Consider the following 13,730-nt stretch of genomic DNA (forward strand, 5'->3'; position numbering starts at 1 on the left):
GAGATTTCATTACGGCAGTGGCGTCGGTAACGGCGCTTTATCCAGCGCGGCGGCACACTCTGCCGTCGGGCGATCCACACGCTCCATCGTCATACCATCGTACTCAATGGTGTTACCGTCACGCTCAACCTCGTACAGCTCACGTTTTACGGTAACGTTAGTGAGATCGTCAGACATCAATGTCAACTTACCCGGCACAGCAATCACCCGCTGCCACTGACGGCAATCCAGGGTATCGCCCTCTTTAGTGACAATCAGGCTGCCTATCGCTTCCGGACTGACCAGCGCACTTTGCGGCCCTTTGGTCTGCCAGTAGCCCGCCAGCCAGTCCGGCGCGGGGGTTTTAACGACATTGTTATAGTTTTCGACTTCGGCACAGCCCGCCAGCAACATGAGCGCGCCTGCAATTGCGAGTTTTTTCATCATTCGTCCTGCATGAGAAGAAAAGAGGATTGTGGCATTAAAGCCCTGATGTCGCCAGCCTTTCCAGGTTCAGAGAGAAATTTGATCTAACTATTATTTTTGTGAATTATTACCCCGAAAATAAATTTGCTTGATGTATGATTCGCGACTCTTGTTTCAAACCTTCTGAGTTCAGAGGCTACATACATGTCATGGCAGCAATTCAAACACGCCTGGTTGATTAAATTCTGGGCACCCATCCCTGCGGTCATCGCGGCGGGTATTCTCTCCACTTACTACTTTGGCATCACTGGCACCTTTTGGGCTGTCACGGGTGAATTTACCCGTTGGGGCGGTCAGCTCCTGCAGCTGTTCGGCGTCCATGCTGAAGAGTGGGGTTATTTTAAAATTATCCATCTGGAAGGATCGCCATTAACCCGCATCGACGGCATGATGATCCTCGGTATGTTTGGCGGCTGCTTTGCTGCAGCGCTGTGGGCCAACAATGTCAAACTACGCATGCCACGCAGCCGTATCCGCATTATGCAGGCCATCATTGGCGGCATTATCGCCGGTTTTGGCGCGCGTCTGGCAATGGGCTGTAACCTGGCGGCGTTCTTTACCGGCATTCCTCAGTTCTCGCTGCATGCCTGGTTCTTTGCCATCGCCACTGCCATTGGTTCATGGTTTGGCGCGCGCTTTACCCTGCTGCCCATCTTCCGTATTCCCGTGAAAATGCAGAAAGTTTCTGCCGCCTCACCGCTGACGCAAAAACCGGATCAGGCGCGGCGTCGTTTTCGTCTCGGGATGCTGGTCTTTTTCGGCATGCTGGGCTGGGCGCTGCTGACGGCGATGAACCAACCAAAACTGGGGCTGGCAATGCTGTTTGGCGTCGGCTTTGGTTTACTGATTGAACGTGCGCAAATCTGCTTTACTTCGGCGTTCCGCGATATGTGGATCACCGGACGTACCCACATGGCGAAAGCAATCATTATCGGTATGGCGGTAAGTGCCATCGGGATCTTCAGTTACGTCCAGTTAGGCGTTGAACCCAAAATCATGTGGGCGGGGCCGAACGCGGTAATCGGTGGTTTACTGTTTGGTTTTGGCATCGTGCTGGCAGGCGGTTGCGAAACCGGCTGGATGTACCGCGCGGTAGAAGGCCAGGTGCACTACTGGTGGGTCGGTCTGGGCAACGTGATCGGCTCAACGATTCTGGCGTATTACTGGGATGATTTCGCTCCGGCGCTGGCCACCGACTGGGACAAAATCAACCTACTGAAAACCTTTGGTCCGATGGGTGGCCTGCTGGTGACATATTTGCTGCTGTTTGCTGCGCTGATGTTGATTATCGGCTGGGAAAAACGCTTCTTCCGCCGTGCGGCACCGCAGACTGCTAAGGAGATCGCATGAAAAATATCGTTCCTGATTACCGCCTTGATATGGTGGGTGAACCCTGCCCTTATCCGGCAGTCGCAACCCTTGAGGCGATGCCGCAATTAAAAAAAGGTGAGATCCTGGAAGTGGTGAGCGACTGTCCGCAGTCGATCAATAATATTCCACTGGATGCGCGTAATCACGGCTATACGGTGCTGGATATTCAGCAAGACGGGCCGACCATTCGTTATTTAATTCAGAAGTAATCCCTCATTCCCGCTGTGGCCAACAGCGGGAACATCGTTACCTCTGTATCACATAGATTTTACCCGCCCCCTCTCCTATTCTTTTCAGTATGATCTCAGGAGGTTGCTATGTGTGGACGCTTTGCCCAATCCCAAACGCGTGAAGATTACCTTGCGCTTCTCGCGGAAGATATTGAACGCGATATTCCCTACGATCCCGAACCCATTGGCAGATACAACGTCGCGCCGGGAACCAAAGTTCTTCTGCTCAGTGAACGTGATGAACACCTTCATCTGGATCCGGTTTTCTGGGGATATGCTCCCGGATGGTGGGATAAACCGCCGCTGATTAACGCCCGCGTAGAAACTGCGGCAACCAGTCGTATGTTTAAACCGCTCTGGCAACATGGTCGGGCAATCTGTTTTGCCGATGGCTGGTTTGAGTGGAAAAAAGAAGGCGACAAAAAACAGCCTTATTTTATCTATCGCGCTGATGGACAACCTGTTTTTATAGCCGCGATAGGTAGCACACCGTTTGAGCGTGGTGACGAAGCCGAAGGATTTTTAATTGTCACTGCAGCAGCAGACCAGGGTCTGGTAGATATTCATGACCGCCGCCCGCTGGTACTGTCGCCAGAAGCTGCGCGGGAATGGATGCGGCAAGATATTGGTGGTAAAGAAGCATCTGAAATCGCAGCCAGGGGATGTGTGTCAGCAAACCAGTTCACCTGGCACCCGGTATCGCGCGCGGTGGGTAATGTCAAAAACCAGGGCGCAGCGTTAATTCACCCTGTTTGATAAGCCTGGAGATTATTGTTCAACAATACTGCGTCATAAGAAATCTCTATTAGACAAAGATTTCATTACCTGTTGGCATATTGCAAAAATAACACCAATACGGAATCGTCATGTTCACGATTAAAACAGATGATCTCACCCATCCAGCAGTGCAAGCATTAGTGGCTTACCATATTTCCGGCATGCTGCAGCAGTCTCCCCCCGAAAGCAGTCATGCTTTAGATGTGCAAAAATTACGTAACCCGACAGTGACATTCTGGTCAGTATGGGAAGGCGAACAACTCGCAGGAATTGGTGCGCTGAAGTTGCTGGATGATAAACATGGCGAACTGAAATCAATGCGTACCGCGCCAAATTATTTACGTCGGGGTGTCGCCAGTCTGATTTTACGCCACATTTTGCAGGTCGCCCATGACAGATGCCTTCATCGCCTGAGCTTAGAAACGGGTACACAGGCTGGATTTACGGCCTGCCATCAACTTTATTTGAAGCATGGTTTCGTTGATTGCGAACCGTTTGCTGATTATCAACTTGATCCACACAGTCGATTTTTGTCATTGACGCTATGCGAAAATAATGAATTGCCATGAGCCAGACGCAGCACATTCTTGCATTCGACGTGCTGCGCCTTTATTTATCACCAGCCGGAAACGCCTTGTCTCTAGACGCCCCTTCCACATACGCCACAAGAAATCTGTATTCCAGTGACACAATCACGCCTGATTATTTCCCTAGCCCGGAATATGAATAAAAACATCAACAAAGATTAAATTATCCAAACGTTACTATTGCGTCTGTGGTTGTAACAACAACCGACCTGGTGATGCGTGTTAAAGGAGACACTCTGATGTTCAGGGGGGTTATCGCGTTTACAGATCGTGGATGGCAGAAAACTTTCAGAATCAGGTTCCATTTTAAACCAGAAATTGAGTGTGTTTGCCCCATCCATGCCCCACGCGGTGAGATCGGATGTAATCAACAACAGGTTACATAACTTACACCTGCATGCTCATCACTTCCTGATACGCCGCCACCAACTTATTACGCACCTGAATCCCCATTTGCATTGAAACTGAGGCTTTTTGCATATCGGTCATCACATCGTTTAACGCCACGCCGGGTTCGCCGAGGGTGAATTTTTCTGCCTGCGTGCGGGCGGCGGTTTGTGTATCGCTTATGCGATCGAGCGCGGCATGCAGCTGCCCGGCAAAACTAATGGTCGGTTGCGGTAGTGATTCCTGCGCACGCGCACTCATCGCCGTAGCCTGTAACTGACTGATAACCCCTTCAATCCCCTGTATCGCTGACATTTTCATCTCCCGGATAATTTCTGGTAGCAAAGCCTACCAGTAAGTCAATAAGACAAAGGCGCTAAATAGCAACAAAAAAACGGGTTTATTGGCGGATAGAAAAAAACGAAAGCACAAATAATGGGAGCGTCAATTTTTCGAGTTTGCTGACCCGGGAGTGAGTCTTGTTCCACTTTGCCAATAACGCCGTCCATAATCAGCCACGAGGTGCGCGATGAATGCGACTGCAGCCCAGACAAAATCTCTTGAGTGGCTTAATCGCCTGCGTGCGAATCCGAAAATTCCATTGATTGTTGCCGGTTCCGCGGCAGTGGCGGTCATGGTCGCACTGATCCTGTGGGCGAAAGCCCCCGACTACCGCACATTATTCAGCAATCTGTCCGATCAGGATGGTGGCGCAATCGTCAGCCAACTGACGCAAATGAATATTCCTTACCGCTTTAGCGAAGCCAGCGGCGCGATTGAAGTTCCGGCAGAAAAAGTTCACGAACTGCGTCTGCGCCTGGCGCAACAAGGTTTGCCCAAAGGCGGCGCGGTCGGTTTCGAACTGCTCGATCAGGAAAAGTTTGGCATTAGCCAGTTCAGCGAACAGGTGAATTATCAGCGGGCGCTGGAAGGCGAGCTTTCTCGTACCATCGAAACTATCGGCCCGGTAAAAGGGGCGCGTGTCCATTTGGCATTGCCGAAACCCTCTTTATTTGTCCGTGAGCAAAAATCCCCTTCTGCATCGGTGACGGTAAATCTGTTACCCGGCCGCGCACTCGATGAAGGGCAAATTAGCGCCATTGTGCATCTGGTTTCCAGCGCGGTGGCTGGTCTGCCTCCGGGGAACGTCACGTTGGTGGATCAGGGCGGACATCTGTTAACCCAGTCCAACACCAGCGGGCGCGATCTTAATGATGCTCAGTTGAAATATGCCAGTGATGTCGAAGGCCGAATTCAGCGGCGTATTGAAGCGATCCTGTCGCCTATTGTCGGCAACGGCAATATTCACGCCCAGGTTACGGCGCAACTGGACTTCGCCAGTAAGGAGCAAACCGAAGAGCAGTATCGCCCTAACGGTGATAAATCTCAGGCGGCGCTCCGCTCACGCCAGCTTAATGAGAGCGAGCAAAGCGGTTCCGGTTATCCAGGCGGCGTACCGGGTGCGTTGTCGAATCAACCAGCACCCGCAAATAACGCACCGATCAGCACGCCTCCGGCAAATCAAAATAATCGCCAGCAGCAGGCAAGCACCACCAGCAATAGTGGGCCGCGTAGCACACAGCGTAATGAAACCAGTAACTACGAGGTCGATCGCACCATTCGTCATACCAAAATGAACGTGGGCGATGTGCAACGTCTGTCAGTCGCGGTAGTGGTGAATTACAAAACCTTGCCAGATGGCAAACCGTTGCCTCTCAGCAACGAACAGATGAAGCAAATTGAAGATCTGACTCGCGAGGCGATGGGCTTTTCTGAAAAACGCGGTGACTCGCTCAATGTCGTTAACTCGCCGTTCAATAGCAGCGACGAAAGCGGTGGAGAACTGCCGTTCTGGCAACAACAGGTATTTATCGATCAGTTGCTGAGCGCCGGACGCTGGTTGCTGGTACTGCTGGTGGCGTGGCTACTGTGGCGTAAAGCGGTACGTCCACAGCTAACTCGTCGCGCTGAGGCGATGAAAGCTGTGCAGCAACAGGCGCAGGCCCGCGAGGAAGTGGAAGATGCGGTGGAAGTCCGCCTGAGCAAAGATGAACAACTCCAACAACGACGCGCGAACCAACGTCTGGGGGCAGAGGTCATGAGCCAGCGTATCCGTGAAATGTCTGATAACGATCCGCGCGTGGTGGCGCTGGTCATTCGCCAGTGGATAAATAACGATCATGAGTAACCTGACAGGCACCGATAAAAGCGTCATCCTGCTGATGACCATTGGCGAAGACCGGGCGGCAGAGGTGTTCAAGCACCTCTCCCAGCGCGAAGTGCAAACCCTGAGTGCAGCAATGGCGAACGTCACGCAGATCTCCAACAAGCAGCTAACCGATGTGCTGGCGGAGTTTGAGCAAGAAGCTGAACAGTTTGCCGCACTGAATATCAACGCCAACGATTATCTGCGTTCGGTGCTGGTCAAAGCCCTCGGTGAAGAACGTGCCGCCAGCCTGCTGGAAGATATTCTCGAAACCCGCGATACCGCCAGCGGTATTGAAACGCTCAACTTTATGGAGCCGCAGAGCGCCGCCGATCTGATTCGTGACGAACATCCGCAGATTATCGCCACTATCCTGGTGCATCTGAAACGCGCCCAGGCCGCCGATATTCTGGCGTTGTTCGATGAGCGTCTGCGCCACGATGTGATGTTGCGTATCGCCACCTTTGGCGGCGTGCAGCCAGCCGCGCTGGCGGAACTGACCGAAGTACTGAATGGCTTGCTCGACGGTCAGAATCTCAAGCGCAGCAAAATGGGCGGCGTGAGAACGGCAGCCGAAATTATCAACCTGATGAAAACGCAGCAGGAAGAAGCCGTTATTACCGCCGTGCGTGAATTCGACGGCGAGCTGGCACAAAAAATTATCGACGAGATGTTCCTGTTCGAAAATCTGGTGGATGTCGACGATCGCAGCATCCAGCGTCTGTTGCAGGAAGTAGATTCCGAATCGCTGTTGATCGCGCTGAAAGGGGCCGAGCAACCACTGCGCGAGAAGTTCCTGCGCAATATGTCGCAGCGTGCCGCCGATATTCTGCGCGACGATCTCGCCAACCGTGGTCCGGTGCGTCTGTCGCAGGTGGAAAACGAACAGAAAGCGATTCTGCTGATTGTGCGCCGCCTTGCCGAAACTGGCGAGATGGTGATTGGTAGCGGCGAGGATACCTATGTCTGATAATTTGCCGTGGAAAACCTGGACGCCAGACGATCTCGCGCCACCACAGGCAGAGTTTGTGCCAATGGCCGAGCCAGAAGAAACCATCATTGAAGAGACTGAACCCAGCCTTGAGCAGCAACTGGCACAACTGCAAATGCAGGCCCATGAGCAAGGTTATCAAGCGGGGATTACTGAAGGCCGTCAGCAAGGTCACGAACAGGGCTATCAGGAAGGTCTGGCCCAGGGGCTGGAACAAGGGCTGGCACAGGCAAAATCCCAGCAAGCGCCAATTCATGCCCGGATGCAGCAACTGGTCAGCGAATTTCAAACTACCCTTGATGCACTTGATAGTGTGATTGCTTCGCGCCTGATGCAGATGGCGCTGGAGGCGGCGCGCCAGGTCATCGGTCAAACGCCAACGGTGGACAACTCGGCGCTGATCAAACAGATCCAACAGTTATTGCAGCAAGAACCGTTATTCAGTGGCAAACCGCAACTGCGCGTGCACCCGGATGATCTGCAACGTGTTGATGATATGCTGGGCGCAACCTTAAGTTTGCATGGCTGGCGCTTGCGGGGCGATCCCACGCTCCATCCAGGCGGCTGCAAAGTCTCCGCCGATGAAGGCGATCTCGATGCCAGCGTCGCTACTCGCTGGCAAGAACTCTGCCGTCTGGCAGCACCAGGAGTGGTGTAATGACCACGCGCCTGACTCGCTGGCTAACCACGCTGGATAACTTCGAAGCCAAAATGGCGCAGTTGCCTGCGGTACGTCGCTACGGGCGATTAACCCGCGCCACCGGGCTGGTGCTCGAGGCTACCGGATTACAATTGCCGCTCGGCGCAACCTGTGTGATTGAGCGCCAGAACGGGTCGGAAACGCATGAAGTAGAAAGCGAAGTGGTTGGCTTTAACGGTCAACGGCTGTTTTTAATGCCGCTGGAAGAAGTGGAAGGTGTCCTGCCCGGCGCGCGCGTTTATGCCAAACACATTTCGGCTGAAGGGCTGCAAAGCGGCAAGCAGTTGCCACTCGGTCCGGCGTTATTAGGTCGCGTTCTGGATGGCAGCGGTAAACCGCTTGATGGCCTTCCCTCCCCCGATACGACCGAAACAGGTGCGCTGATCACCCCGCCTTTTAACCCGTTGCAACGTACCCCAATTGAGCATGTGCTGGACACGGGCGTGCGCCCAATCAATGCCCTGCTTACCGTTGGGCGCGGGCAGCGTATGGGGCTATTTGCTGGTTCTGGTGTCGGTAAAAGTGTGCTGCTGGGGATGATGGCACGTTACACCCGCGCCGATGTCATTGTCGTGGGTTTGATTGGTGAACGTGGGCGCGAAGTAAAAGATTTTATTGAGAATATCCTCGGTGCCGAAGGGCGTGCACGCTCCGTGGTAATTGCCGCTCCAGCGGATGTGTCTCCGCTCCTGCGAATGCAAGGTGCCGCCTATGCCACGCGCATTGCCGAAGATTTTCGCGATCGTGGTCAGCATGTGTTACTGATTATGGACTCCCTCACCCGCTACGCGATGGCCCAACGTGAGATTGCGCTGGCAATTGGCGAACCGCCTGCCACCAAAGGTTATCCACCGTCGGTATTCGCCAAATTACCGGCGCTGGTCGAGCGTGCCGGTAACGGTATCAGCGGCGGCGGCTCAATTACGGCGTTTTATACCGTGCTCACCGAAGGCGATGACCAGCAGGACCCGATTGCCGACTCCGCACGGGCGATCCTCGACGGTCACATTGTTCTTTCTCGTCGTCTGGCGGAAGCCGGACACTATCCGGCGATTGATATTGAAGCGTCGATCAGCCGTGCAATGACGGCGTTGATCAGCGAGCAACATTACGCGCGAGTGCGCACCTTCAAACAGCTGTTGTCGAGTTTTCAGCGTAACCGCGATCTGGTTAGCGTCGGCGCGTATGCCAAAGGCAGCGATCCAATGCTCGATAAAGCCATCGCTCTGTGGCCGCAGCTGGAGGGCTATTTGCAACAAGGCATTTTTGAACGCGCGGACTGGGAAGAGTCTCTCCAGGGGCTGGAGCGCATATTCCCGACAGTGTGAAAACGCAGGAGATAACGGCAGATGGCAGAACATGGCGCGCTGGCGACCCTGAAAGATCTGGCAGAAAAAGAGGTAGAAGATGCCGCGCGCCTGCTGGGTGAAATGCGTCGCGGATGCCAGCAGGCAGAGGAACAACTCAAAATGCTGATCGATTATCAGAATGAATATCGCAATAACCTCAACAGCGATATGAGTGCCGGGATGACCAGTAACCGCTGGATCAACTATCAGCAGTTTATCCAGACGCTGGAAAAAGCCATTACTCAGCATCGCCAGCAACTTAATCAGTGGACGCAGAAAGTTGACATTGCCCTGAACAGCTGGCGAGAAAAGAAACAACGTTTGCAAGCCTGGCAGACACTGCAGGAACGGCAATCCACGGCGGCACTGCTTGCAGAAAACCGTCTCGATCAGAAAAAGATGGATGAGTTCGCCCAACGTGCCACCATGAGGAAACCCGAATGATTCGCTTAGCGCCCGTGATTACCGCTGACGTTGACACCGCCATATTGCCCGGCGGTAAAGCCAGCGATGTTACACAAGATTTTCTCGCATTGTTGAGCGGAGCATTAGCAGGTGAAACAACAACCGACAAAGCGGCCCCCCAGTTGCTGGTGGCAACAGAGAAGCCCACAACAAAAGGCGAGCCGCTGGTTAGCGATATTCTTTCCGATGTGCAACAAGCGGATTTACTGATCCCTGAGGATGGAATACCGCCTGTCATCAACGACGAACAATCCACATCAACACCGTTAAACACCGCTCAGACGATGACGTTGGCTGCGGTGGCTGACAAAAATACGACAAAAGACGAAAAAGCGGATGAGCTTAATGAAGACGTCACCGCAAGCCTGAGCGCCCTTTTTGCGATGTTGCCGGGTTTTGACAATACGCCCAAAGTGGCTGATGCGCCGTCAACCGTGTTACCGACAGAGAAACCAACTCTCTACACAAAACTGACTACTGCGCAATTCACAACCGCACAGCCTGATGACGCCCCCGACGCGCAAGCTCAGCCAGTAACACCGCTGGTAGCAGAAGCCCAGAGTAAAGCGGAAGTCATCAGCACACCTTCGCCGGTGACCGCTGCCGTCAGCCCGCTCATCACTCCGCACCAGACACAGCCGCTGCCCACCGTCGCAGCACCTGTTTTGAGTGCGCCGCTGGGTTCTCACGAATGGCAACAATCATTAAGCCAGCATATTTCGCTGTTTACCCGCCAGGGGCAACAAAGTGCAGAGTTGCGTCTGCACCCGCAGGATTTAGGTGAAGTACAAATCTCCCTCAAAGTGGATGATAGCCAGGCGCAAATCCAGATGGTGTCACCGCATCAGCACGTACGCGCCGCGCTGGAAGCTGCGCTACCGGTACTGCGTACGCAGCTGGCAGAAAGTGGCATTCAGTTAGGGCAAAGCAACATCAGTGGCGAAAGCTTTAGTGGTCAGCAACAGGCCGCTTCACAGCAACAGCAAAGCCAGCGCACAGCAAATCATGAACCTCTGGCGGGTGAAGACGACGATGCGCTACCCGTTCCCGTCTCTTTACAAGGGCGCGTAACAGGCAACAGCGGCGTTGATATTTTCGCCTAACGTCAGAGGTAGCACCGTAATCCGCGTCTTTTCCCCGCTTTGTTGCGTTCAAGACGCAGGATAATTAGCCGATAAGCAGTAGCGACACAGGAAGACCGCAACACATGACTGATTACGCGATAAGCAAGAAAAGCAAGCGATCGCTTTGGATCCCGATTCTGGTATTCATTACCCTCGCGGCCTGTGCCAGCGCAGGTTACAGCTACTGGCATTCGCATCAGGTTGCTGCTGACGACAAAGCGCAGCAACGCGTCGTGCCCTCCCCGGTCTTCTATGCACTGGATACCTTTACGGTCAATTTGGGTGATGCGGATCGCGTGCTTTATATCGGCATAACTCTGCGGCTAAAAGATGAAGCTACCCGCTCGCGGCTAAGTGAGTATTTGCCGGAAGTCCGTAGCCGCTTGCTGTTACTGTTTTCGCGTCAGGATGCTGCCGTACTGGCGACAGAAGAAGGCAAGAAAAGCCTGATTGCTGAGATTAAAGCCACACTTTCCACCCCGCTTGTTGCCGGGCAACCGAAACAGGATGTCACCGACGTGCTGTATACCGCTTTTATTCTGCGATAACGACATGGGCGATAGTATTCTTTCTCAAGCTGAAATTGATGCGCTGTTGAATGGTGACAGCGAAGTCAAAGACGAACCGACGGCCAGTGTTAGCGGCGATAGTGACATTCGTCCGTACGATCCGAATACCCAACGACGGGTTGTACGCGAACGTTTGCAGGCGCTGGAAATCATTAATGAGCGTTTTGCCCGCCATTTCCGTATGGGGCTGTTCAACCTATTGCGCCGTAGTCCGGACATTACCGTCGGGGCCATCCGCATTCAGCCGTACCATGAATTTGCCCGCAACCTGCCGGTGCCGACCAACCTGAACCTAATCCACCTGAAACCGCTACGCGGCACAGGGCTGGTGGTGTTCTCGCCGAGTCTGGTGTTTATCGCCGTGGATAACCTGTTTGGCGGCGATGGACGCTTCCCAACCAAAGTGGAAGGTCGCGAGTTTACCCATACTGAACAGCGCGTCATCAACCGTATGTTGAAGCTGGCGCTGGAAGGCTATAGCGACGCCTGGAAGGCAATTAATCCGCTGGATGTCGAGTACGTGCGTTCGGAAATGCAGGTGAAATTTACCAATATCACCACCTCGCCGAACGACATCGTGGTTAACACACCGTTCCATGTGGAGATTGGCAACCTGACCGGCGAATTTAATATCTGCCTGCCATTCAGCATGATCGAGCCGCTACGGGAATTGTTGGTTAACCCGCCGCTGGAAAACTCACGAAATGAAGATCAGAACTGGCGCGATAACCTGGTGCGTCAGGTGCAGCACTCACAGCTGGAGCTGGTCGCTAACTTTGCCGATATATCGCTGCGTCTGTCGCAGATTTTAAAACTGAAACCCGGCGACGTCCTGCCGATAGAAAAACCCGATCGCATCATCGCCCATGTTGACGGCGTTCCGGTGCTGACCAGCCAGTACGGCACCCTCAACGGCCAGTATGCGTTACGGATTGAACATTTGATTAACCCGATTTTGAATTCTCTGAACGAGGAACAGCCCAAATGAGTGACTTGAATAATCCGGCCGATGATAACAACGGCGCAATGGACGATCTGTGGGCTGAAGCGTTGAGCGAACAAAAATCAACCAGCAGTAAAAGCGCTGCAGACGCGGTATTCCAGCAATTTGGCGGCGGTGATGTCAGCGGAACGTTGCAGGATATCGACCTGATTATGGATATTCCGGTTAAGCTGACCGTCGAACTGGGCCGCACGCGGATGACCATCAAAGAGCTGTTGCGCCTGACACAAGGGTCAGTCGTAGCGCTGGACGGCCTGGCAGGCGAACCGCTGGATATTCTGATCAACGGTTATTTAATCGCTCAGGGCGAAGTGGTGGTCGTTGCCGATAAATATGGCGTGCGGATCACCGATATCATTACTCCGTCTGAGCGAATGCGCCGCCTGAGCCGTTAGCGATGAATAACCACGCTACTGTGCAACCGTCCGCGCCGGTTTCTGCTGCGCCGCTGCTGCAGGTGAGCGGCGCACTGATCGCCATTATTGCCCTGATCCTCGCTGCTGCCTGGCTGGTAAAACGGCTGGGATTTGCCCCCAAACGAACTGGCGTTAACGGTCTGAAAATTAGCGCCAGTGCTTCGCTGGGCGCGCGTGAAAGGGTCGTGGTAGTCGATGTGGAAGATGCACGCCTGGTGCTCGGCGTTACCGCAGGGCAAATCAATCTGCTGCATAAACTTCCCTCTTCTGCGCCAACGGAAGAGATACCGCAGACCGATTTTCAGTCGGTCATGAAAAACTTGCTTAAGCGTAGCGGGAGATCCTGATGCGTCGTTTGTTGTCTGTCGCACCTGTTCTTCTCTGGCTGGTTCCCCCCCTCGCCTTCGCACAACTGCCGGGTATCACCAGTCAGCCGCTGCCTGGCGGTGGACAAAGCTGGTCCCTCCCGGTGCAGACGCTGGTGTTCATCACCTCGTTGACGTTTATTCCAGCGATTTTACTGATGATGACCAGTTTCACCCGTATCATCATTGTTTTTGGATTATTGCGAAACGCGCTGGGCACGCCCTCCGCACCACCCAACCAGGTATTGCTGGGGCTGGCACTGTTTTTGACCTTTTTTATAATGTCGCCGGTGATCGACAAAATTTATGTCGATGCGTACCAGCCGTTCAGCGAAGAGAAAATCTCAATGCAGGAGGCGCTGGAAAAAGGGGCGCAGCCGCTGCGTGAGTTTATGCTGCGTCAGACCCGCGAGGCTGATTTAGGGTTGTTTGCCAGACTGGCGAATACCGGCCCGTTGCAGGGACCTGAAGCCGTGCCAATGCGCATTTTGCTCCCGGCCTACGTGACCAGCGAGCTGAAAACCGCATTTCAGATAGGCTTCACGATTTTCATTCCTTTTTTGATTATCGACCTCGTGATTGCCAGCGTACTGATGGCATTGGGGATGATGATGGTGCCCCCGGCCACCATTGCTCTGCCCTTTAAACTGATGCTGTTTGTACTGGTGGATGGCTGGCAATTGCTGGTCGGTTCGCTGGCGCAGAGCTTTTACAGCTAGAGAGGC

General features: G+C 53.6%; 18 protein-coding genes. 16 read left to right on the forward strand and 2 right to left on the reverse strand.

Features of this window, described 5'->3' with window-relative positions; translation table 11 throughout:
* Positions 1 to 9: 9 nt before the first annotated feature.
* A complete protein-coding gene (gene yedD / locus QUE34_RS11895; RefSeq protein WP_001353137.1) occupies positions 10 to 423 on the reverse strand; it encodes a lipoprotein YedD in 414 nt (137 codons plus the stop codon).
* A gap of 186 nt (positions 424 to 609) precedes the next feature.
* Here yedD and yedE point away from each other — a divergent pair, with 186 nt between their 5' ends.
* The 5 genes from yedE to QUE34_RS28450 all read left to right on the forward strand — a co-directional run bounded on the left by yedE (position 610) and on the right by QUE34_RS28450 (position 3,487).
* Positions 610 to 1,815, forward strand: a complete 1,206-nt coding sequence (gene yedE / locus QUE34_RS11900; protein ID WP_000118897.1) for a selenium metabolism membrane protein YedE/FdhT — start codon at positions 610 to 612, stop codon at positions 1,813 to 1,815.
* Positions 1,812 to 2,045 carry a sulfurtransferase-like selenium metabolism protein YedF gene (gene yedF / locus QUE34_RS11905; protein ID WP_000790504.1) on the forward strand — a complete coding sequence of 78 codons (234 nt, stop codon included), beginning with the start codon at positions 1,812 to 1,814 and terminating at the stop codon, positions 2,043 to 2,045. The genes yedE and yedF overlap by 4 nt, the downstream gene beginning before the upstream one ends.
* A gap of 108 nt (positions 2,046 to 2,153) precedes the next feature.
* A complete protein-coding gene (locus QUE34_RS11910; RefSeq protein WP_032303263.1) occupies positions 2,154 to 2,822 on the forward strand; it encodes an SOS response-associated peptidase in 669 nt (222 codons plus the stop codon).
* A gap of 110 nt (positions 2,823 to 2,932) precedes the next feature.
* The gene (locus QUE34_RS11915) at positions 2,933 to 3,412 is read left to right on the forward strand and encodes a GNAT family N-acetyltransferase (protein ID WP_000494170.1); all 480 of its coding nucleotides are present in this window, start codon (positions 2,933 to 2,935) and stop codon (positions 3,410 to 3,412) included.
* Between the two features lie 18 nt (positions 3,413 to 3,430).
* Positions 3,431 to 3,487 (forward strand): cyclic lactone autoinducer peptide, encoded by a 57-nt coding sequence (locus QUE34_RS28450; protein ID WP_108990983.1) that lies wholly within the window; start codon positions 3,431 to 3,433, stop codon positions 3,485 to 3,487.
* 330 nt (positions 3,488 to 3,817) lie between these two features.
* On the opposite strand, the gene fliE is transcribed toward QUE34_RS28450, so the two are convergent.
* Entirely contained in the window at positions 3,818 to 4,132 is a 315-nt protein-coding gene (fliE, locus tag QUE34_RS11920; protein ID WP_001274299.1) for a flagellar hook-basal body complex protein FliE, read from the reverse strand.
* 214 nt (positions 4,133 to 4,346) lie between these two features.
* Here fliE and fliF point away from each other — a divergent pair, with 214 nt between their 5' ends.
* From fliF to fliP, 11 genes are all read left to right on the forward strand, one after another.
* A complete protein-coding gene (fliF, locus tag QUE34_RS11925) occupies positions 4,347 to 6,005 on the forward strand; it encodes a flagellar basal-body MS-ring/collar protein FliF (protein ID WP_000994448.1) in 1,659 nt (552 codons plus the stop codon).
* Positions 5,998 to 6,993, forward strand: a complete 996-nt coding sequence (gene fliG, locus QUE34_RS11930) for a flagellar motor switch protein FliG (RefSeq protein ID WP_000067950.1) — start codon at positions 5,998 to 6,000, stop codon at positions 6,991 to 6,993. Before fliF ends, fliG begins: the two co-directional genes overlap by 8 nt.
* The gene (gene fliH / locus QUE34_RS11935; RefSeq protein WP_001755088.1) at positions 6,986 to 7,672 is read left to right on the forward strand and encodes a flagellar assembly protein FliH; all 687 of its coding nucleotides are present in this window, start codon (positions 6,986 to 6,988) and stop codon (positions 7,670 to 7,672) included. The genes fliG and fliH overlap by 8 nt, the downstream gene beginning before the upstream one ends.
* Positions 7,672 to 9,042: a flagellar protein export ATPase FliI gene (fliI, locus tag QUE34_RS11940; RefSeq protein WP_000213273.1), complete on the forward strand. Its 1,371-nt coding sequence runs from the start codon at positions 7,672 to 7,674 to the stop codon at positions 9,040 to 9,042. The genes fliH and fliI overlap by 1 nt, the downstream gene beginning before the upstream one ends.
* Before the next feature lie 21 nt (positions 9,043 to 9,063).
* On the forward strand, positions 9,064 to 9,507 hold the full coding sequence (gene fliJ / locus QUE34_RS11945; protein ID WP_000807585.1) for a flagellar export protein FliJ: 444 nt from the start codon (positions 9,064 to 9,066) through the stop codon (positions 9,505 to 9,507).
* Positions 9,504 to 10,631, forward strand: a complete 1,128-nt coding sequence (locus QUE34_RS11950; RefSeq protein WP_032303264.1) for a flagellar hook-length control protein FliK — start codon at positions 9,504 to 9,506, stop codon at positions 10,629 to 10,631. The genes fliJ and QUE34_RS11950 overlap by 4 nt, the downstream gene beginning before the upstream one ends.
* Before the next feature lie 104 nt (positions 10,632 to 10,735).
* Positions 10,736 to 11,200, forward strand: a complete 465-nt coding sequence (gene fliL / locus QUE34_RS11955; RefSeq protein ID WP_000133109.1) for a flagellar basal body-associated protein FliL — start codon at positions 10,736 to 10,738, stop codon at positions 11,198 to 11,200.
* 4 nt (positions 11,201 to 11,204) lie between these two features.
* A complete protein-coding gene (gene fliM, locus QUE34_RS11960; RefSeq protein ID WP_001353133.1) occupies positions 11,205 to 12,209 on the forward strand; it encodes a flagellar motor switch protein FliM in 1,005 nt (334 codons plus the stop codon).
* A complete protein-coding gene (fliN, locus tag QUE34_RS11965; protein ID WP_001281692.1) occupies positions 12,206 to 12,619 on the forward strand; it encodes a flagellar motor switch protein FliN in 414 nt (137 codons plus the stop codon). The genes fliM and fliN overlap by 4 nt, the downstream gene beginning before the upstream one ends.
* Before the next feature lie 2 nt (positions 12,620 to 12,621).
* Entirely contained in the window at positions 12,622 to 12,987 is a 366-nt protein-coding gene (fliO, locus tag QUE34_RS11970; protein ID WP_001059109.1) for a flagellar biosynthetic protein FliO, read from the forward strand.
* Positions 12,987 to 13,724 (forward strand): flagellar type III secretion system pore protein FliP, encoded by a 738-nt coding sequence (gene fliP / locus QUE34_RS11975; protein WP_032303266.1) that lies wholly within the window; start codon positions 12,987 to 12,989, stop codon positions 13,722 to 13,724. The genes fliO and fliP overlap by 1 nt, the downstream gene beginning before the upstream one ends.
* Positions 13,725 to 13,730: the final 6 nt, after the last annotated feature.

This window comes from Escherichia sp. KS167_9B (assembly GCF_030295215.1).
In the GTDB taxonomy this organism is placed as follows: domain Bacteria; phylum Pseudomonadota; class Gammaproteobacteria; order Enterobacterales; family Enterobacteriaceae; genus Escherichia; species Escherichia coli_F.

Bases quoted from the DNA above. Each gene is read 5' to 3' on its own strand.
- yedD (WP_001353137.1), bottom strand. From the start codon at position 423: ATGAAAAAACTCGCAATTGCAGGCGCGCTCATGTTGCTGGCGGGCTGT.
- yedE (WP_000118897.1), top strand. From the start codon at position 610: ATGTCATGGCAGCAATTCAAACACGCCTGGTTGATTAAATTCTGGGCA.
- yedF (WP_000790504.1), top strand. From the start codon at position 1,812: ATGAAAAATATCGTTCCTGATTACCGCCTTGATATGGTGGGTGAACCC.
- QUE34_RS11910 (WP_032303263.1), top strand. From the start codon at position 2,154: ATGTGTGGACGCTTTGCCCAATCCCAAACGCGTGAAGATTACCTTGCG.
- QUE34_RS11915 (WP_000494170.1), top strand. From the start codon at position 2,933: ATGTTCACGATTAAAACAGATGATCTCACCCATCCAGCAGTGCAAGCA.
- fliE (WP_001274299.1), bottom strand. From the start codon at position 4,132: ATGTCAGCGATACAGGGGATTGAAGGGGTTATCAGTCAGTTACAGGCT.
- fliF (WP_000994448.1), top strand. From the start codon at position 4,347: ATGAATGCGACTGCAGCCCAGACAAAATCTCTTGAGTGGCTTAATCGC.
- fliG (WP_000067950.1), top strand. From the start codon at position 5,998: ATGAGTAACCTGACAGGCACCGATAAAAGCGTCATCCTGCTGATGACC.
- fliH (WP_001755088.1), top strand. From the start codon at position 6,986: ATGTCTGATAATTTGCCGTGGAAAACCTGGACGCCAGACGATCTCGCG.
- fliI (WP_000213273.1), top strand. From the start codon at position 7,672: ATGACCACGCGCCTGACTCGCTGGCTAACCACGCTGGATAACTTCGAA.
- fliJ (WP_000807585.1), top strand. From the start codon at position 9,064: ATGGCAGAACATGGCGCGCTGGCGACCCTGAAAGATCTGGCAGAAAAA.
- QUE34_RS11950 (WP_032303264.1), top strand. From the start codon at position 9,504: ATGATTCGCTTAGCGCCCGTGATTACCGCTGACGTTGACACCGCCATA.
- fliL (WP_000133109.1), top strand. From the start codon at position 10,736: ATGACTGATTACGCGATAAGCAAGAAAAGCAAGCGATCGCTTTGGATC.
- fliM (WP_001353133.1), top strand. From the start codon at position 11,205: ATGGGCGATAGTATTCTTTCTCAAGCTGAAATTGATGCGCTGTTGAAT.
- fliN (WP_001281692.1), top strand. From the start codon at position 12,206: ATGAGTGACTTGAATAATCCGGCCGATGATAACAACGGCGCAATGGAC.
- fliO (WP_001059109.1), top strand. From the start codon at position 12,622: ATGAATAACCACGCTACTGTGCAACCGTCCGCGCCGGTTTCTGCTGCG.
- fliP (WP_032303266.1), top strand. From the start codon at position 12,987: ATGCGTCGTTTGTTGTCTGTCGCACCTGTTCTTCTCTGGCTGGTTCCC.